At 67.2% G+C, this 18,547-nt stretch carries 18 protein-coding genes; 10 read left to right on the top strand and 8 right to left on the bottom strand.

What is annotated here, in order from left to right:
• The first annotated feature begins 17 nt into the window (after window positions 1–17).
• From pstC to pstB, 3 genes are all read left to right on the top strand, one after another.
• Window positions 18–1,181 (top strand): phosphate ABC transporter permease subunit PstC, encoded by a 1,164-nt coding sequence (gene pstC / locus ABIB25_RS07350; protein WP_354527774.1) that lies wholly within the window; start codon window positions 18–20, stop codon window positions 1,179–1,181.
• On the top strand, window positions 1,181–2,254 hold the full coding sequence (pstA, locus tag ABIB25_RS07345; protein WP_354527773.1) for a phosphate ABC transporter permease PstA: 1,074 nt from the start codon (window positions 1,181–1,183) through the stop codon (window positions 2,252–2,254). Before pstC ends, pstA begins: the two co-directional genes overlap by 1 nt.
• Before the next feature lie 61 nt (window positions 2,255–2,315).
• Entirely contained in the window at window positions 2,316–3,095 is a 780-nt protein-coding gene (gene pstB, locus ABIB25_RS07340) for a phosphate ABC transporter ATP-binding protein PstB (RefSeq protein WP_354527772.1), read from the top strand.
• 151 nt (window positions 3,096–3,246) lie between these two features.
• Here the strand turns inward: pstB and phoU are convergent, their stop codons facing one another.
• The 5 genes from phoU to dusB form a co-directional block, all read right to left on the bottom strand.
• The gene (gene phoU / locus ABIB25_RS07335) at window positions 3,247–3,930 is read right to left on the bottom strand and encodes a phosphate signaling complex protein PhoU (protein ID WP_354527771.1); all 684 of its coding nucleotides are present in this window, start codon (window positions 3,928–3,930) and stop codon (window positions 3,247–3,249) included.
• A gap of 107 nt (window positions 3,931–4,037) precedes the next feature.
• Window positions 4,038–5,420, bottom strand: coding sequence for an LCP family protein (locus ABIB25_RS07330; RefSeq protein ID WP_354527770.1), 1,383 nt, complete (start codon window positions 5,418–5,420; stop codon window positions 4,038–4,040).
• Window positions 5,417–7,990, bottom strand: coding sequence for an LCP family protein (locus ABIB25_RS07325; RefSeq protein ID WP_354527769.1), 2,574 nt, complete (start codon window positions 7,988–7,990; stop codon window positions 5,417–5,419). Before ABIB25_RS07325 ends, ABIB25_RS07330 begins: the two co-directional genes overlap by 4 nt.
• A 255-nt stretch (window positions 7,991–8,245) precedes the next feature.
• Window positions 8,246–8,590: a hypothetical protein gene (locus ABIB25_RS07320; protein WP_354527768.1), complete on the bottom strand. Its 345-nt coding sequence runs from the start codon at window positions 8,588–8,590 to the stop codon at window positions 8,246–8,248.
• A 247-nt stretch (window positions 8,591–8,837) separates the two neighbouring features.
• Window positions 8,838–10,046: a tRNA dihydrouridine synthase DusB gene (gene dusB, locus ABIB25_RS07315; protein WP_502919761.1), complete on the bottom strand. Its 1,209-nt coding sequence runs from the start codon at window positions 10,044–10,046 to the stop codon at window positions 8,838–8,840.
• A 76-nt stretch (window positions 10,047–10,122) separates the two neighbouring features.
• On the opposite strand from dusB, the gene ABIB25_RS07310 reads away from it, so the two are divergent.
• Entirely contained in the window at window positions 10,123–10,656 is a 534-nt protein-coding gene (locus ABIB25_RS07310; protein ID WP_502919760.1) for a YbaK/EbsC family protein, read from the top strand.
• A gap of 102 nt (window positions 10,657–10,758) precedes the next feature.
• Here ABIB25_RS07310 and ABIB25_RS07305 read toward each other — a convergent pair whose 3' ends face one another.
• Both ABIB25_RS07305 and ABIB25_RS07300 read right to left on the bottom strand, forming a co-directional pair.
• Entirely contained in the window at window positions 10,759–11,715 is a 957-nt protein-coding gene (locus ABIB25_RS07305) for a TIGR03560 family F420-dependent LLM class oxidoreductase (RefSeq protein ID WP_354527767.1), read from the bottom strand.
• Between the two features lie 324 nt (window positions 11,716–12,039).
• Window positions 12,040–12,381: a hypothetical protein gene (locus ABIB25_RS07300; protein WP_354527766.1), complete on the bottom strand. Its 342-nt coding sequence runs from the start codon at window positions 12,379–12,381 to the stop codon at window positions 12,040–12,042.
• Between ABIB25_RS07300 and ABIB25_RS07295 the strand changes: the two genes are divergently transcribed.
• The 5 genes from ABIB25_RS07295 (at window position 12,380) to ABIB25_RS07275 (ending at window position 17,264) form a co-directional block, all read left to right on the top strand.
• A complete protein-coding gene (locus tag ABIB25_RS07295; RefSeq protein WP_354527765.1) occupies window positions 12,380–13,372 on the top strand; it encodes an ABC transporter substrate-binding protein in 993 nt (330 codons plus the stop codon). The genes ABIB25_RS07300 and ABIB25_RS07295 overlap by 2 nt on opposite strands.
• A gap of 37 nt (window positions 13,373–13,409) precedes the next feature.
• Window positions 13,410–14,321: an ABC transporter permease gene (locus tag ABIB25_RS07290; RefSeq protein WP_354527764.1), complete on the top strand. Its 912-nt coding sequence runs from the start codon at window positions 13,410–13,412 to the stop codon at window positions 14,319–14,321.
• A complete protein-coding gene (locus tag ABIB25_RS07285) occupies window positions 14,318–15,214 on the top strand; it encodes an ABC transporter permease (RefSeq protein ID WP_354527763.1) in 897 nt (298 codons plus the stop codon). The genes ABIB25_RS07290 and ABIB25_RS07285 overlap by 4 nt, the downstream gene beginning before the upstream one ends.
• Window positions 15,215–15,378: 164 nt before the next feature.
• Window positions 15,379–16,356 carry an ABC transporter ATP-binding protein gene (locus ABIB25_RS07280; RefSeq protein WP_354527762.1) on the top strand — a complete coding sequence of 326 codons (978 nt, stop codon included), beginning with the start codon at window positions 15,379–15,381 and terminating at the stop codon, window positions 16,354–16,356.
• Window positions 16,357–16,481: 125 nt separating this feature from the next.
• Window positions 16,482–17,264, top strand: coding sequence for an inositol monophosphatase family protein (locus ABIB25_RS07275; protein ID WP_354527761.1), 783 nt, complete (start codon window positions 16,482–16,484; stop codon window positions 17,262–17,264).
• A 7-nt stretch (window positions 17,265–17,271) separates the two neighbouring features.
• Here ABIB25_RS07275 and ABIB25_RS07270 read toward each other — a convergent pair whose 3' ends face one another.
• Entirely contained in the window at window positions 17,272–17,832 is a 561-nt protein-coding gene (locus tag ABIB25_RS07270; RefSeq protein ID WP_354527760.1) for a neutral zinc metallopeptidase, read from the bottom strand.
• Between the two features lie 10 nt (window positions 17,833–17,842).
• Here ABIB25_RS07270 and ABIB25_RS07265 point away from each other — a divergent pair, with 10 nt between their 5' ends.
• Window positions 17,843–18,538, top strand: coding sequence for a hypothetical protein (locus ABIB25_RS07265; protein ID WP_354527759.1), 696 nt, complete (start codon window positions 17,843–17,845; stop codon window positions 18,536–18,538).
• The last annotated feature ends 9 nt before the right edge of the window (window positions 18,539–18,547 follow it).

Raw genomic sequence — 18,547 nt, 5'->3', positions numbered from 1 at the left:
GGCCGCAGTGAGGCATCATGTCGATCAACCCAGGCGGCGGACCGGTGACTGACGAACAAGAACCGGTGGATGCTGCGGCCAAGCTCGAGGAGATGGCCGAGAAGCACATCACGCCGGCGACCGAGGCGGCCAAGAAGCGGCTGGTCGGTCTCGCACGGACCAACTCCCAGATCCACGCGGAACCCCGGCCCGGGGTGTCGGCCTCACCTCACGGTGTGAGCATCAGCGGCCGGGCCGTCCGGCGCGGGGACGTCATCTTCCGCGGCCTGGCGACCGGCTCCGGAGCCCTCCTGCTGGTGGTCATGGCGCTGATCGCGGTTTTCCTGGTCTGGAAGGCGATCCCGGCTTTCACCGGCCCGAACAAGGGCAACATCTTCACCACCCAGTCGTGGCTGTTCCCCTCCGACGACCCGGCGGACGTCCCGACGTTCGGTGTGGCGGCGCTGTTCTTCGGCACCGTCGTCTCCTCGGTGATCGCGATGATCATCGGGGTGCCGATCGCGGTCGGCATCGCCCTGTTCATCGCGCTCTACGCCAAGCGTCGGCTGGCCACCATGCTCGGCGGCGTCATCGACCTGCTGGCCGCGGTGCCTTCCCTCGTGTTCGGTATGTGGGGCCTGTACTTCCTGGTGCCGTCCACCCGCGGGTTCCAGAGCTGGCTCTCGGAGTACTTCGGCTGGCTCCCGTTCCTGCACAACCGGACGGCGACCGAGGCGAGCCAGTTCGGCCAGAGCCTGCTGATCGCCGGCGTCGTGCTGGCCATCATGATCATCCCGACGGTGTCGGCCGTCACCCGTGAGGTCTTTCTGCAGGTACCGGGCGAGACCATGGACGCTGCTTGGGCTCTCGGTGCCACCAAGTGGGAGATGGTCCGGACCGCGGTGATCCCGTTCGGCCGCGCGGGCATGATCTCGGCCGCCATGCTCGGCCTGGGACGCGCCCTTGGCGAGACCATCGCCGTCGCGTTGGTGCTGAACTCCGGCTTCATCATCAACGGGCACATCACCGAGCCCGGTGGCGACACCTTCGCCTCCACCATCGCGCTGAAGTTCGGCGACGCAGCCTCCAACAATCTCGGGATCCCCGCGCTGATCACAGCCGGCCTGTTCCTGTTCGCCATCACCCTGGTCGTCAACTCGATCGCTCGTCTGGTGATCGCCCGCAAGAAGGAGTTCTCCTGATGACGACGATCACCAGATCCGCCAGTAGGGCCACACCGTCAGCATTGGTCGGGGCCCGGCTGCCCAAGATCGCGCCGGCTGTCTCGGGGGCAGCCGGCGTCGTCCTCGCCCTGGTGGCCAAGTTCGCGCTGGGCTGGACCGGCTGGCTGACGGCCTTCTTCTCCGCGGCCGTGCTCTACGTCGTGGTGCTGACCGTCTGGTCCTTCATGGTGGAGGGCAAACGCCGCGCAAAAGACCGCTTCGCCTCGACGCTGGTCTACTCCAGCTTCATCGCGGCGCTGGTGCCGTTGATCCTGATCCTCGGCTACATCCTGTACCGCGGGCTGCCGGCCTTCAACATCAACTTCTTCACCCACTCGATGAACGGTGTGACGGCCACCGATCCCGGCGGCGGTGCCTACGCGGCGCTGATCGGGACGCTCGAGCAGGTCGCCCTGGCCGCCGTCGTCGCACTGCCCATCGGGCTCTTCACCTCGATCTACCTGGTGGAGTACGGCAAGGGCACCTTCGCCCGGCTGGTCACCTTCTTCGTCGACGTCATGACCGGGGTGCCGTCCATCGTGGCGGGGCTGTTCGTCTACACGTTCCTGCTGCTGGGCACCGATACCCGTCCCTTCGGCGCCGCGGGCTCGATCGCGTTGGCCATCCTGATGCTGCCGGTGGTCGTCCGCTCGTCGGAAGAGATGCTGAAGCTGGTCCCGCGCGAACTGCGCGAGTCCAGCTACGCGCTGGGTGTGCCCCGGTGGCGGACCATTGTGAAGGTCGTTTTGCCGACGGCGCTCTCGGGCCTCATCACCTCCGCGCTGCTGGCCATCGCGCGGGTCGCCGGTGAGACAGCGCCACTGATCCTTCTCGTCGGCTACGCGGACCGGATCAACAACACGCCGTTCAGCGGCGACCAGGCGGCGCTGCCGATGATGGTCTGGGACCAGCTCGGCAAGCGCACCGGCGCCGGCGGGCCGTTCGGGGACTCCCGGGCCTGGGGTGCGGCGCTCATGCTGGTGCTCCTGGTGCTGATCCTCAACCTGGCCGCCCGGCTGCTGGCCAGGCTTGCCCGGCCCAAGTCGCGCTGACCCTTCTCGCATTCGCCCGCCGCACCGATCCACTTGTTCATACTGAAAGGGCTTGCCTGACATGGCCAAGCGCATCGACGTCGAAGACCTCAACGTGTACTACACCGATTTCCTGGCGGTGGAGGGTGCGTCGATCAACATCGCCCCGCTGACCGTCACCGCCTTCATCGGCCCGTCGGGCTGCGGCAAGTCCACCTTCCTGCGCACCCTGAACCGGATGCACGAGGTGATTCCGGGGGGTCGCGTCACCGGAAAGGTCGAGTTGGACGGCGAGGACCTCTACGGCCCCGGTGTTGATCCGGTGAATGTGCGTCGTACCGTAGGAATGGTGTTCCAGAAAGCCAATCCATTTCCGACGATGTCCATCTACGACAACGTCATCGCGGGTTACAAGATTGCCGGGACCCGAAAGTCGAAGAATGATTTCGACGACATCGTGGAGCGTTCGTTGCGCGGCGCAAACCTCTGGGAAGAGGTCAAGCAGCGCCTGAACCGGCCCGGCGCAGGGCTTTCCGGCGGTCAGCAGCAGCGTCTTTGCATCGCCAGGGCCATCGCCGTCGAGCCCGAGGTGCTGCTGATGGACGAACCCTGCTCCGCCCTCGACCCCATTTCCACCCTCGCGATCGAAGATCTGATCAGCGAGCTGAAGACTAGCTACACCATTGTCATCGTGACCCACAACATGCAGCAGGCGGCCCGTGTCTCCGACCGGACCGCATTCTTCAACCTCGCCGGCGTCGGGCAACCCGGCAAGCTCGTCGAATACGACGAGACCGCCAAGATCTTCTCCAACCCGGGCCAGAAGGCCACCGAGGACTACATCTCCGGCCGCTTCGGCTGATCTGGCGGGTGCCCGGGCCGGACCATCTGCGGCGTTGTCTATTCTCTCGACCACATCACCCGCCCACGCACGCCGCGGCGGTACCCGCTGCGTCCTCCGCCTTGCATCTGGCGCACCTGTAGCCCCCGCAGGCGCGGCGGCTCCAGACGGGTCAGCGCTCGGGGGGGGCCAGCACGACGGGGGTGGTATCGCCGCCGACGTTCTCGCCCGTCACCAGGAACACCACGCGGCGGGCGACGGCGACGGCGTGGTCGGCGAAGCGCTCGTAGAACCGGCCGAGCAGCGACAGATCGACCGCCGGCTCGACACCGTGCGACCACTTCGGCGACAGCAGGGCGGCGAACATCTCCTGGTGGAGGTCGTCCATCAGGTCGTCCTCGGACTCCATCACGCGGGCCAGTTCGACGTCACGGTCCAGCAGCACGCGGGCGGCCTGGTCGGCGAGATGGACGCCGACCCGTCCCATCCGCTCGAAGATCGGCCTGACCTCGACCGGGATCACCTGGGCCGGGTGGCGGCGCCGGGCCGCCTTGGCGACGTGCATGGCCAGCGCCCCCATCCGCTGGAGGTCGGCGACGATCCACAGCGCCGAGACGACGGCCCGCAGATCGGAGGCGACCGGAGCCTGCAGAGCGAGGATCTCGAAGGCCACAGCCTCTGCGCTGGCACGCATCTCGTCCAGCTGGACGTCGGTCGCGATGACCTTCTCGGCGAGCGCCAGATCGGCGTTCAGCAGGGCGGTGGTGGCGTCGCGAAGAGCGTCACTGGCCACCTGGCACATCCTGGCGCCGTGGTCCCCGAGGTCGTTGAGTCTGATCTGATAAGCCTGGCGCATGTGGACAGGATAGAACCGTCAGGCGAGTCCCCGCCGGACGGCGGGTGGACGGGCGGTGAACGAGAGGTGTCGGGTCGCTCGGGGCCGGTCCCCGAGGACCGGTTCGACTACTCGTTGCCCGGCCCGGCGCACTGGTTCGTGCCGGCGTTGACCGACTCGATGGTGCTGGTGGCAGAGCGTCGGCTGGACGTCGTCGCCGAGGTGGTCGGCGCTGCGGCCGTCGCCGTCGAGCGAGCGCTGGTCCGCGGAGTCGCCGCCGTGGTCGGCGGCGGGGTATCGGTGGCCAGCGGCAGATCGGACCGGAGGGCCGAGAAAAGGTTCGCCGCAGCAGGTTCGGAGATCTCGAGGGCTCCCGGAGTGATCGTGCTCGAGTACGTCGGGAGCGTGTAGAAGGTCACGACTCCGGGGCTGAGGTTGCCCAGCGAACCGGCCAGCATCACCAGGTCGTCGATGGAGACGTTGTCGGTGACGGTGTTCTTCACGAAGGCCTGCAGGAAGCCATCCAGCTTGCCGGGGTTCAACAGGGTGCCGGCCGCCGTCACCTGCCGCAGGATCGACGACAGGACGATCTGCTGTCGTCGGATCCTGGCCAGATCCGACGAGGTGTCGCCGACGACGTCCCTGGCCCTGACCAGGTTCAATGCCTCGATGCCGGTCACCTGTTGGACCCCAGCCCTGGCGACGACCGTGCCGAGCACCGTGTCCACCACCGGTGCGCAGATGTCGACGGTGATGCCGCCCAGCGCGTCGACCATGGCCTGGAATCCGACGAAGTCGATGCCGATGTACCGGTCGATGTGCAGCCCGGTCAGACTCTGCACCTCCGTGACCGTGCACTGCGGCCCGCCGACCGAGTAGCCGGCGTTGAAGTGGAACCGTTCCCCCGGCGAGGGTTTGTAGACCTGGTTCGACAGCACTCCGGTGGTCGCGTTCCACTGGCGGCAGGAAGTGGGCGCGGGAATCATCGTGTCCCGGGGAATGGAGAGCACGGTCACGTGCTGCCGGTCGGCACTGATGTGGGCGATCATCACCACGTCGGAATTGGCGACGCCGGCGGTGGAGGCGTCCACACCGATGGCGGCGTTGGTGCCGGAGCGGGTGTCCGATCCCAGCAGCAGGATGTTCTCGGCCTTCTGGTTCGTCGGCACGGCAGTGGTGCTGGGCGTCGTCGCCGCCGCCGCGGTGGTGCTGGGCACCGGTGTCGCCCCGGTGATCAGCGAAGTTGCCACCGTGCTCTCCAGCGTCTGGGAGGTGGTGGCGGGCGGCAGGGCATCAACGCGGCGGCCCTGGAGACCACTCTCGGCGCGATTCTTGATCTGCCATTCGAGTCCAACGCCGAGCAATACGAAGACGGCCAGTGCCGCGGCCACCACCCGGACGACCCAGTATCCGGTTCGTTGCCGGGAGTGACGGCCTGCAGTCAGTCGTCCAGGATGCGCCGTCGACGGGGCTGTCGGGTCGATGCCCTCACCGTCCGGCGCGTCCGTCATGCGCAGGTTCCGGCGGCGGCGTTCACCGACGTGAGGTCCGTGGACCCGAGGGTGGTGGCCGGCGTCGACGCGGTGGGCGCGACGGACGGGCCGGTGCTGACGGCAGTGGCCAGCGAGGCCGGCGCCTGTCGGCCGAGCGTCACCGCGCTGATCGTGCCCGAGTAGGACGACCCGAGCCGCAGCCGGACCGTCGTGCCGAGGCCAGGGGTGACGACCAGGCTGGAACCGGGAACGGCAGCGGCGACGGTCAAGGCCGCCGCCCGGTTGGCCGGGGCGTAGAGCACGGTGGTGCCGGTCTGCGTGTCCGTGTCGAGCTTGAACAACTGGGCGTCCGTCACCTTGAATCCGACGGCGTTGAGCTTCTCCTGGGCGGTGGTGGCGACGTTGGCCTGGCCGGTCACGTTGTAGATCTCGAGCGCGACCTTCGACGGATCGACCGTCAACTTCAGGCTGGGCGCCGTGGTGGACGGTGCGGGGGTCACCGGCGTCGCACTGGGCTTCGGGGTCGCGGCGGCCTGCTCACCGGGCAATGGGAGATCGTTGATCAGCGCATCGAAGACGGCGGGTGTCTTGGAGGTGTCGGGGTCCAGCGCCCCGTCGATCTTCGTGCTGTTGACGGTGGGCATCGTGTAGAAGGTGACATGCGCGGGGTCGAGTGATCCGAGCGAACCGGCCAGGGTGGCGAGAGAGGTCAAGGACACATTTTCGGTGAAGGTGTTCTTGGCAAAGGCCTGCAGGAAGGCATCTAGCTTGGCGGGGTTGAGCAGGGTCCCGGCCTGGGTGACCTGCCGCAGGATGGCCGACAGCACGATCTGCTGACGGCGGATCCGGGCGAGATCCGATCCGGTGTCACCCTGGACGTGCCGGGCCCTGACCAGGCTGAGAGCCTCGCCACCCATCACGATGTGGACGCCCGCTGCGTCGGCGACGGTCCCCAGTTCGCTGTCGATGATCGGGGCGCAGATGTTGATGCTGACGCCGTTGAGGGCGTCGACCATGGCCGAGAAACCTTGGAAGTCGATCCCGATGTAGCGGGAGATCCCGATGCCGGTGAGGGACTGCACGCCGGCGACGGTGCAGGTCGGCCCGCCAACGCCGTACAGGGTGTTGATGTGCGAGTAGGTGCCACCGTGGACGGACGGGGTGTCCTCGACGAACTTGCCGGTCTTGAGGCTCCAGGCGCGGCAGGCGGGAGTCGTCACGATGGTGTCGCGGGGGATCGAGAGGATGGTGACGTGCTGTCGGTCGCCCGAGATGTGGGCGATCATCAGGGTGTCGGAGTTGGCGCTGTCCGCTGTCGAAGCGTCGGTTCCGCCGAGTGCTGCGTTGCCACCTGCTCTGGTGTCCGAACCCAGCAGCAGGATGTTCTCCGGCTGGTAGGCCGTCGGCGCCTTGGCCGACTCGGTGACCTTGACACCCCTCGAATTGGTGGTGACCACCGGGGCTGTCCGGGCGGTGGAGATGTGCGTGTCCTGTGTGTTGAGGGCTTGGACCCGGTTCTTGATGATGCTGGTATCCGCGCGGTCCATGACCTTCCACTCCACGCCCACGCCCAGCAGGGTGACAAACGCGACGAGCGCGGCGATGGTCCGGCCGGCGTAGAGGAGTCCACGTCGACGGCGGGGTGGCTGGGCCGAGGACGACGCCCGCGGGGTGTGTCTTCCCGGTGGTGGGCCGCTCGGCGCGTACGCGGCCGGAACGGCGCCGGAATCGAGCGCGCTCTGCCGGTGCAGGGCCGCTCGGATCGAGTCGGCCTCGGCGAGATCCGCTGCGGAGCCGGTGATCTTGGGGATGTAGTCGGTGCGCGAGTTGGCGTCGCTCAGGTCGCGGATCGGGGGCCGTTCGCCCGGGCCGACCCGCGGCGGCAGCAGCACCGTGTGATCACTGTCTTCGCCGTTGTCCTGATCCGCCGTGTTCCACCCGGCGGCCAGGAACTCGGTCCGATCGTCCGACGGGCCGGTCCGGGCGGGCGCCGTCGGGATCTCCGCGGGAGCCGTCGGGCTGGCAGCGGGAGCCTTCGAGATGGCTGCGGGGGATGGGATGGCCTCCGGTGCCGGGGTGATTGTGCTGGGCGCAGTGATTGTGCTGGGCGGGTTGACTGCGGTGGGCGCGGTGACTGCGGGCGACGGCGGCGCGGCGGCCGGGCGAGCTCCAGGGCCGGAAGCGGGAGGCGTCGGAGGTACTTCGTCGCTGGCGGAGAGAGCTGCGATCAGATCGCTGGCCGGCACTGCATCGTCGGCCGCGCGGCGTCGACGACGGTTCTCCGGTGGGGTGTCGTCACTTCCGAGGCGGGCGAGCAGGTCATCGACCCTGGTGGCATCCAGCGACTGCTGGTTCCAGCGGCGGGGACGTTCCCACGGTGCCGACACGTCACGGGCCGACGCCTCACGTGCTGACGCTTCGCGGGCCGCCGCGTCGCGGGGGGTCGACTGCGGGGGGTCGAGCCCATGGGCTGGGGAGTCAGGGGACTGGGTGGTCTCGGGGCTGATTCCGCCCGCGGGTTGCCCGGTGGATCCGTCCTGGCCGTGATCGGCACCATCGCTGGCGCCATCGCGCGGCTCGTCGCTCACGCGACCTCCCTGTTTTCTGCTCCTGTCGGAGTGACGGCCGCACCGGTGGAGCCATTCGGGTCATGTTGTCCCGAACGAACCCTCGCCGACCGAGGCGGGTGCGATTCCTGCATCTTAGAGAAGCATCCTGAGTCGGCCGACCCGCGAGCGAGCGACAAGCGTCATGGATGCGCTGACGCTCAGCGAGAGACGTTCCTCGTGAGCTTGCGTTGCCTCCCCGAACGGGGGAATCGTCCACGTACGGCACCCGGCAGTTCAGGTCAGGCACAGCGCCGGCAGGCCTGCGACACCGCTGTCGATCGTCAGGTGGAGGTCGGTGAGATCGGTGCCGACGATACGGTCGCCGCGGTAGATCCGGATCAGCGTGGGCAGGGCGTAGACCGTTCCAGGCAGGGTGCCGCTGGTCGGCTTCCAGCCCGGCGCCACCGCGAGTCGGCTGTAGACGGGATCGAAGCTGATCGTGCTGGTGGCGGTCGGACACCGGCGCTGGACCGCCTGTTGGCCGCTCGAGACCAACCGGCCGAGCACCGCTTGTTGCGCCGCAACCGATCCGCCCGCCGTGCGGTTGAACGCATCGATGACCAGCTGTGCCGCGACCACCGGCTGTGGCCAGATGGCGGGCGAGGTAGCAACGGTCGGGCCGGCCGATGCGCCGATCGTCGGCCCGCTGGAACCTCCAACCGTCGGCCCGCTGGAACCTCCACCCGTCGGCCCTGCGGACGAGGAAGCTACGAGAGTCGTTCCCGACGACACAACTGCGGGCGCAACAGATCCGCGTGGCGGGCCCGCACCACTGGCGACGAAGAGCAGCAGTAGACCCATGATCGGTGACCGCCACGGGGCCACCTCAGCCGCCGCCCGCATCCAGTTCGGCGTCGGCCGGGACGATCATCTCGTCGGGATCGTCGAGCCAGCCATAGGGGAGGACGACCCGGCCCTGCGGCGAGCCCTGTCGACCGCGCGGGCCCTCGGCAGCGTCCGGGAACGGCTGATCCAGGTCCAGCCGGTTCAGCAGACCACGAAGTTGGTCGAGGTCGGACACCATGCCGAGGTCACGGCGGATCTCCGATCCAGCCGCGAAACCCTTGAGGTACCAGGCGATGTGCTTGCGGAGATCGCGGATCCCGCGGTCGGGTCCCATCTCGACGCAGAGCAGTTCGGCGTGCCGGACGAGGATCGCGGCGACCGCGCGCAGATCGGGCGGGGTCGGCAGCGGGCGACCGTCGAAGGCAGCGGCCAACTCGGCGAACAGCCACGGGCGACCTTGGCAGCCGCGACCGACCACCACTCCGTCACAACCGGTGGAGGCCATCATGTCAAGTGCGTCCGAGGCGCGGAAGATGTCCCCGTTGCCGAGCACCGGGATGTCGGTGACGACCTCCTTCAGCCGTGCGATCGCGGTCCAGTCGGCCTTGCCGGAGTAGTGCTGGATGGCGGTCCGGCCGTGCAGCGCGACGGCGGCAACGCCCGAGTCCTGGGCAATCCGGCCGGCGTCGGTGAAGGTGATGTGCTCGGGATCGATGCCGATCCGCATCTTGACGGTGATGGGAATACCGGCCGGCTCGGCCTCGCGGACAGCGGCCCGGACGATCGACTCGAACAGCCTGCGCTTGTACGGCAGCGCGGACCCGCCGCCCTTGCGTGTCACCTTCGGGACCGGACAGCCGAAGTTGAGATCGATGTGGTCGGCGAGGTTCTCCTGCACCACCATGCGGACGGCCTGCCCGACGATCACCGGATCGACCCCGTAGAGCTGGAGCGACCGGGGATTCTCGTCAGGAGCGAACCTGATCATCTCCATGGTCTTCCAGTCGCGGGCGACCAGGGCGCGGGTAGTGACCATCTCGCAGACGTAGAGGCCGGCGCCGAACTCGCGGCACAGCCCCCGGAACGAGGTGTTGGTGATGCCCGCCATCGGCGCCAGCACCACCGGCGGCCAGACGTCGAACGGGCCGATCCGCAGCACGTCGGCCTTGGCGCCGACCGGGGAAGTCGCGTGCGCACGCTCGGCGACGACCGGTTCGGTGGGGGCGGTTGCAGTACTCACGCGCTCCATTCTCCCGCGACATCCCAGTAGAGGCGAATTTCCGGCCGTTCGAGGGCGGGCGAACAGCGGATGGGACAGTGGAGGAGTGACTATTCCGGTGCTGGGCACCCTCGAACTGACGGCCGCCGATCCCTCGCTGTTGGCCCCAGCGGTGGTGGCTGCGCTGTCCGCACGGCCCGGATGGGCCGTCTACACCGCGGCGATCGATCCTGACCTGTCCGACACAGCTGCGTTCTGCGCGCACTACGACGTGCCGCTCTCCGTCTCCGCCAACTGCGTCGTCGTCTCGGGCAAGCGCGGGGGCGAGGTGCGCTTCGCCGCAGCCGTCGTGCTGGCCACCACCCGCGCGGACGTCAACAACGTGGTCCGCCGCCTGATGGACGTCAGGAAGGTCTCCTTCGCGCCGATGGACGAAGCCGTGAACCTCACCGGCATGGAACACGGCGGGATCACCCCGATCGGGCTGCCGGACGGCTGGCCGATCCTGGTGGACTCCGCGGTCGCCGCTGCCGGCCCGGTGATCATCGGCTCCGGGGTGCGTCGCTCGAAGATCGTCATCGACGGCGCGCTCCTGGGCGAGCTTCCCGGTGCGCAGATCGTCGAGGGCCTGGCCCGCTGAGTCCTCCAGCTAGGTCCGCGCTGATCAAGTTGGACGTTTTGGGACGGGAGGGGCACGAATCGACCCGATCGTGAGCGCCGTCGAAGTTGATAAGCGCGGGGGCTATAGGGCGGCGACGTGGGGCAGGACGTCCGCGCCGAGGAGGGCGACGTGGTCGGTATCGGCCAGGTCGAGCACCTGCAGATAGGCGCGCTGGGTTCCGGCCGCCGCGAAAGTGCCGAGCTTGTCGACGATCTCGGCCGGTGATCCGGCAAACCCATTCTCCCTCAGGTCCTCGACATCCCGCCCGATCGCCGCAGCGCGGGTGGCGAGTTCCGCAGGAGTGCGGCCGCAGCACACGGGAAGCGCGACCGAATAGACGATCTCGCCGGGATCACGGTCGATCGCGGTGCAGGCGGTCCTGACCCGGTCGTGGGAAACGGTCACGGCCTCGAGATCGGCGAAGCCCACGTTGAAGTCGTCGGCAAATCGAGCCGCCAGCGCTGGTGTGCGCTTGGGGCCACGTCCGCCGAGCACCAGCGGCACCTTCGGCCGCCCGGCAAGGTCCCGCTGGATCGGCTTGGGCAGGCCGGGGGCATCCGTCAGGTCGAAGTGCCTGCCGTGGTGGCTGAAGGTTTCGCCGATGGGTGTCGCCCACAGGCCGGTGAGGATCTCCAGTTGCTCGGTGAGCCGATCGAACCGCTCGCCGAACGAGGTGCCGAAATTAATGCCGTAGGCCTTGTGCTCGGCGTCGAACCAGCCGGCTCCCATACCGAGATCCAGTCGCCCCCCGGAGATGTCGTCGATCGTGGCCGCTCCGATGGCCAGCATCGACGGATGGCGGAAAGTGGCCGCGGTGACCAGGGTGCCGAAGCGGATGTCCGGCACCTGCGCGGCCAGTGCGGCGAGACTGGCGATCGAGTCGGACGGTCCGGGCAGGCCGGTGCCCCCGCCCATGGCCAACAGGTGGTCGGAACGGAAGAACGCGCTGAAGCCGGCCGACCTGGTGGCCTGCGCAACGGCGAGGAGATCTGCGTGCGAAGCGCCCTGCTGGGGTTCGGTGAAGATTCTGAGGTCCATGGGCAAACCCTAGGACGGGACCGATGCCGCGCCGCAGCGGGTCAGGACCGCGGATCGATTACCCCGACGCCGGCGAAGCCACGCTCGGCCGAGCGGACGACGAGCGCGCCCGATTGTTCCGTCTTGAGCACTTTCGGATCACCCGGAGTGATGAATGAGCGTCAGGTGCTCGGATCGTTGCGCATGGTGCAACCAGTTGCGTAATCGAAACATTTACGGCATTCCCACAGCGGAATCCCCTTGCTACGTTCTGCATCAGTTCACCATTCGGATGCCCGTCCAACGTTTTTCCGTCACCTTCGGGCGTGACGCTCCGCAAGTTACCTATGTCCTTAAGGAGGATGAAGTGCGAGTAGTCACCACCCGCAGCGCTTTGAGCCGTACCGGCGTCATCGCAGGTCTTGCAGTGCTGGCCCTGACGGCCAGTGCCTGTGGTTCCAGCAGCACCACCGCCACCGCCCCCACCACTTCCAGCAGCTCGAGCCCGGCCGCCGCCAGCGCCCCGAGTGTGGCCTCGTCCAGCGCTCCTTCGGCGAGCAGTGCCGCCCCCAGCAGCGCCGCCAGTAGTGCAGCGCCCGGTTCCAGCACGGCACCCGGTTCCTCCAGCGCCAGCGGCACCCCGGGCGACTCCAAGACCGCCACCTCGCTCGCCGACTTCGGCGGCATGGACAAACTCGTCGCCGCGGCCAACAAGGAGGGCGCGCTCAACGTCATCGCGCTCCCGCCGGAGTGGTCGGACTACAAGGAGGTCATCGCCGGCTTCCAGAAGAAGTACCCGGGAATCAAACTGACGTCGCAGCAGCCCGACATCAGCTCGGCCCAGGAGATCCAGGCGGCGGACACGACCAAGGGCACCGATCAAGCACCCGACGTGTTCGACCTCGGCGCCGCAGTCACGCTGGCGAACCTGGATCATTTCGCGCCGTACAAGGTTGCGGCCTGGAACGACATCCCCGCGGCCAACAAGGAGGCGACCGGCCTCTGGTTCAACGATTACACGGGCGTCATGACCGTCGGTTACAACTCCGATGCTCTCGGCAAGGACATGACTTCGTTGGAAGACCTCAAGGATCCGGCGCTCAAGGGCGCGGTCGCCCTCGACGGTGATCCGACACAGGCAAACGAGGGTCTTCTGGCTGTTGTTTTCGCCTCGGTCGCCAACGGCGGATCGCTTGACGACATCTCCAAGGGGGTGGACTTCTTCAAGTCTCTCAAGGCAGCCGGCACCCTCTCCACTGCAAAGGCCAGCCTCCAGCTGGTCTCGGCCGGGAAGATCAATGCCATCGTCGGCTGGTCCTTCAACCAGCTGCCCATCACCGCGGCAGGCACGGCGAACGGTTTCACCTGGAAGACCTTCACCCCCAAGGGCGTGAACCTGGGCTCCTTCTACAACCAGGCGATCAACAAGGACGCGCCGCACCCGGCGGCGGCCCGCCTGTGGCAGGAGTACCTCTACACGGCCGAAGCGCAGAACTTCTGGATCAAGGGTGGCGCGCTGCCGATCCTGTACAGCTCGATGCAGAAGGCCGGCACCATCGACACGACCGCGGCCAAGAGCCTCCCGGTCATCGAGGGCGAGATTGCTCAGATGACGTCGGATCAGACCACCAAGGCGAATGCGTACATCAAGGCCAACTGGGCCAAGGCGATCAGCTGATCCGCGTAGCCACCAATAGTTCAACGAGCGGATTGCCTTGAGCGCAACCGTTGTCGCCCCGCCCGCCGTCGCCCCCCGCTCGGGGGGCGACGGTCGGCTGCGGCGGATGAAGCCATTACTCGGAGTCGCGCCCTTCCTGCTCTACACGGCGTTGTTCCTGCTGGTTCCGACGGCGATCGTGGTCATCGGGGCGTTCCAAGGTGATGGAGGCAGCTTCACCCTCGCCAACTTCTCTGCGCTGTTCGGCCAGTCGGTCATCCTCGAGGCCCTTCTGCGATCGATCGTCTTGTCGGTCGTGTCAGCAGTCATCGGGGCCGTCGTGGGCGCTGTGGTGGCCTACTTCCTCTCGACTGCCCCGCCAAGCGGTCTCCTGCGCAAACTCGTCACTTCGGCGTCGTCCGTCCTTGCCCAGTTCTCGGGCGTCATGTTGGCATTTGCCTTCATCTTCTCGTTCACCGGCCGCACGGGGCTGGTCAGTCGGACGCTGAACAGCTGGTTCGGTGTGCCGGAACCTGATGTCAACTACTTCGCCAGCCTGATCGGGCTGATCATCGTCTACGCCTACTTCCAGATCCCGCTGATGGTGATCATCTTTCTGCCCGCCGTCGATGGTATTCGTCCCCAATGGAGGGAGGCGACGGAGAGCCTTGGCGGTTCGACCTGGGTTTTCTGGCGACGTGTGGCAGGACCGCTCTTGACTCCATCGTTCTTGGGCGCTCTTCTGCTGTTGTTCGCCAATGCGTTCTCCGCCTTCGCAACGGCGGCCGCTCTTGTCGGACTTGGATCGCCACTGATCACTCTGCAGATCAGCAACGCTCTCACCTCCGAAACCGGGCTTGGTGCTCCCAACCTGGCCAAAGCCGAGGCGTTGATCATGGTGGTGATCGTGGCCATCGTGATGGCCGGCTACTACTGGATCCAGAAGCGGTCATCAAGGTGGCTGGGATGAGCGCCCTGGATGCCGCGATTGCTCCGGTAGTCACCGACCCGGCTCTTGCGACCGCATCGGAGCGCCAGCCACGCAAACTTCGCGCAGCCGCACGCCGCAAGCAGACGATCGTCAGGTGGATCGTGCTGGGCTTGGTAGCGATCTTCATGATCCTTCCGCTGGCGGGGCTGATCGACTTCTCCACGCGACTGCTCAACGGCAAGCGGACAGGACGGTCATGGGCGACTGTCATCGACCTCGATAAACTCAATGCCGCAGCCCCAGATCTTGTCGAGGGCTTCAAGGTCACCATCGCCCTCTGTCTGGTGACAGCAGGGCTTACCGTGCTCTTGCTCGTGCCGACGATGACCTGGATTCGTCTGCGGGTGCCGCACGTGTCCAAGCTGGTGGAGTTCTTGTGTCTGCTGCCCTTGACCATCCCGGCGATCGTGCTGGTAGTGGGCCTCGGGCCCATCTATCGCGGTATCGCGCACTTACTGGGCACCGGCAACATCTGGTTGACCTTCGTCTACGTCATCTTGGCGTTCCCCTACGCGTACCGCAGCATCGATGCAGGTCTGGCTGCTATCGACGTGAAGACACTGTCGGAGGCCGCTCGCACCCTCGGCTGCTCGTTCCCGGCGGTGATCATGCGGATCGTGCTGCCCAACATCCGGGCCGCAGTGCTGGGCGCCATGTTCCTGACGATCGCGCTGTGCCTCGGCGAATACACGGTGGCGTATCTGCTCAGCAAGAACAACCTCTCGGTCGCCCTGTTCAACCTGGGCCTTTCGGCCAGCGGTGATCCCCGTCTGACGGCGGCGGTCTCACTGATCCTTCTAGTTTTCGGTTTCCTGGTGATGTTCGGATTCAGCTTCCTCGGGAACACCCGACGCATGAAGAAAGGCAAGTGATGCAACCGATCTCATCTGCGGTCGACGATGGCACTGATTCGGCACGGACACCCGGAATCTCGGCGAGCACCGGTGCATCTGCGGTGCTCGGGACTTCCGCCGGCGTCGGTGTGGAACTTCGAGGGCTTCGCCGGTCCTACGGAGACGTACATGCGCTGGAAGGCATGAGTCTGAACATGGCACCGGGTGAGATGGTCGTGTTGCTCGGGCCATCCGGTTGTGGGAAGACTACGGCGCTGCGTGTCTTGGCGGGCCTCGAGGACGCCGATGCCGGCCAGGTCATCGTCGCAGGTAAGGACATTTCGTCCGTGCCAACTTCCAAGCGGGACATGGGCATGGTGTTCCAGGCCTACTCGTTGTTCCCGCACATGACGGCCAGGGACAACGTCTCGTTCGGGCTGCGGCTTCGAGGCAAGGGCGCTGCCGAGCGGAAGAAAATTGCCGAGAACTATCTCGAACTGGTCGGTCTGGACCACCACGCCGACCGGTACGCACACCAGATGTCCGGCGGTCAGCAGCAACGCGTCGCTCTGGCCAGAGCCCTGGCCATCCAGCCCCAGGTTCTGCTGCTCGACGAACCGCTATCAGCCTTGGACGCCAAGGTTCGCGTGCAGTTGCGCGACGAGATCCGCCGGATCCAGCTCGAGGTCGGTACTACGACACTGTTCGTCACTCACGACCAGGAAGAGGCGTTGGCGGTCGCTGACCGGGTAGGGGTGATGCGGGCCGGGAAGATCGAGCAGATCGACAAGCCTGACGTCATCTACTCCGCGCCGAAGACGGCCTTCGTGGCTGGCTTCATCGGTCTGACGAACAAGATGCGGGGGACGGCATCCGGGGGAATGGTGTCCGTGCTGGGCAGTACCGTGCCGTTGCTGCCCGGTTCGCCGACTTCGGGCTCGGTGACCGCCCTTGTGAGGCCCGAAGCCCTCCGCTTCACGTCCGGCACCTCCAGCAACGGGCTCGGAACGGCCACGGTGGTGGCCACCAGTTTCCTCGGGGCGCACGGTCGGGTGCAGGCCCGAATCGAAGACGGGACGATTCTGCTCGCCCAGATGTCCGTCGGAGAAACCGTGGCATTGCAACCCGGAGAGATCGTCGACGTCGCGATCGCGCCGAGCCCGGTGTTGGCCACCGCCTGAGTTCTACTGGTTTCCCGGCCCGTATGACCGTCCCACTGCACGTCTGACGCTCGAGGGTCGGACCAGGGCATCGGCCGTCATACGGGTGGGCCGGACCGGTCGGCGCGTGCGGGAGGATGGGCGGTATGACGACTGCGCCCCCGGACACTGCCGCCCTCCTCGACCTCGCGATGCGGGCAGCGCGCGCGGCCGGTGCCGAGTTGCTGCGCCGTTACGGCAACGTCGAGGGTTTGGATACGAAATCGTCGGCCACCGACCCGGTTTCGGATGCAGATCGGGCATCGGAGGTGCTGATCGTCCGGATGTTGCTCGACGAGCGGCCCGACGACGGATTGATCGGCGAGGAGGGCGCGTCCCGGCCGTCGGGATCCGGGATCACGTGGGTGATCGATCCCCTGGACGGAACCGTCAACTACCTCTACGAACTGGACAACTTCTCGGTCAGCATCGCCGCCGAGGACCTCGACGGTGGGCTGGTCGGCGCTGTCTACGACCCGGTGATGGATCGGATGTACACGGCGGTGCGGGGCGGCGGCGCGTTCGTCGACGGTCGACCGCTCCTGGTGAACGAGCCGGTCTCTCTGGACAGAGCTTTGCTGGCAACGGGTTTTGGCTACGGCGCAGAGCGACGTGCGGCCCAGGGCGCGATCATCGGACGGCTGCTGCCGCAGATCCGGGACATCCGCCGGGTGGGCTCGGCCGCGCTGAACCTGTGCGAGGTGGCCGGTGGCCGGCTCGATGCATTCTGGGAGGAAGGCGTCCAGCACTGGGATGTGGCTGCCGGTGGGCTGATCGCGGTCGAGGCCGGCGCGCTGATGACCACCAGTTCGCTGACCGACGCCCCGACCGGCTGGCTCGTCGCCGGGCCGTCCCTGCACGCCGCGCTGACGACCGCCTTGGCCGGATGAGCGCCCGTCAGGAGAAGGTGGCCAGGCCGCAGTCCTGCGGCCTGCCGCCGGACAGGCCCTTCAGGATCGCGGCGGCCCGTTGATCGGGGGTGCCGTGCGTGGCGATCTCGGCGTTGCTGCTGACGTCGGTGATCACCGCCTTCGCGACCGTCTCGAACTTCCTGGTGTCCAACCGGCCCTTGACCGAGACCGAGTAGGCCCACACGCCGGAGAGGCAGTCGGCCTGCTGCTCGATCTGCCGCGACAGGGCGTCCGAGCTGCCGGACTTGTCGTAGCCGGGCTGGGACACCGCTGCCTGCACCACATGTCCGATCTCGTGCGAGACCACCGAGGCCAGCGCGTAGGGAATGTCGGCGGACCCGAACTGCTCGGTGATCATCGTCAGGAAGCTCTGGTTGATGTAGACCGTGTCGTTAACCTGGCACGTGAAGGCCGGTGTCGACGTGAGGCCGGGGCGGCAGTCGGCCGGCACCTGGCCCGCGGTCGGATTGACGATGACGTCCTGGTCGACCGTCTCGTTCAGTTGACCTGACCAGAAGTCCGAGACCGAGCTCCGCAGGCAGCTCACCACCGCACCGGTGTTGCTCGGGGCGACCCACGGGCAGACCGGGAACCCGCTCGGGGAAGTCGTTCCCGGTGGGCTGGTGGCCGGCTCGGTGCTGCTGCTGCTGGTGCTCGAGGGAGGGGGGGTGGTGCGGGGCGCTGTCGGCGTTGTGCTGAATACCGGGGTGGTGGTCGCCGGTGTCTGGATGCTGCTGGGCGGGGTGGGAGGGACGCTGGACGTGGGCAGGGTGGGAGGGACGCTGGACGTGGGCGGGGTGGGTGTGTTCGACGTGTCGGTGCTCGCCGGCGGGCTGCTATCGGCCGATGTACTGCTGTCGGGCGCCAGGGTGCTGGCCGGTGCGGGCAGGGTCCGCGGCACGGATGAGCTCGAGCCCGACGATTCGGCCGGTCCGGAGGCAGCCGTGACGGCAGTGCCGCCCTCGGTCGAAGAGCACGACACGCAGGCGGTCAACGCGGCGACGAGTACCAGCAGAGCGATTCCGGCCCGCCGCCGGCGCCCGGTCACACTCGGCGCCCGGTCTTGCTCGGCGCCCGGTCTTGCTTGGCGCCCGGTCTTGCTTGGCGCCCGGTCTTGCTTGGCGCCCGGTCTTGCTTGGCGCCCGGTCTTGCTTGGCGCCCTGTCATGGTTGGCGCCCGGTCATGCTTGGCGCCCGGTCATGTGGGAATGCCTGTCATATCTGGAACCGTACGTCCGAAGTCTCCGGCCGTGAAGCACCGAC

Source organism: Nakamurella sp. UYEF19, from assembly GCF_040546275.1.
Taxonomy (GTDB): domain Bacteria; phylum Actinomycetota; class Actinomycetes; order Mycobacteriales; family Nakamurellaceae; genus Nakamurella.
Note: the sequence above shows the minus strand (reverse complement) of the source record. Positions and strands in the feature narration are given on the sequence as shown.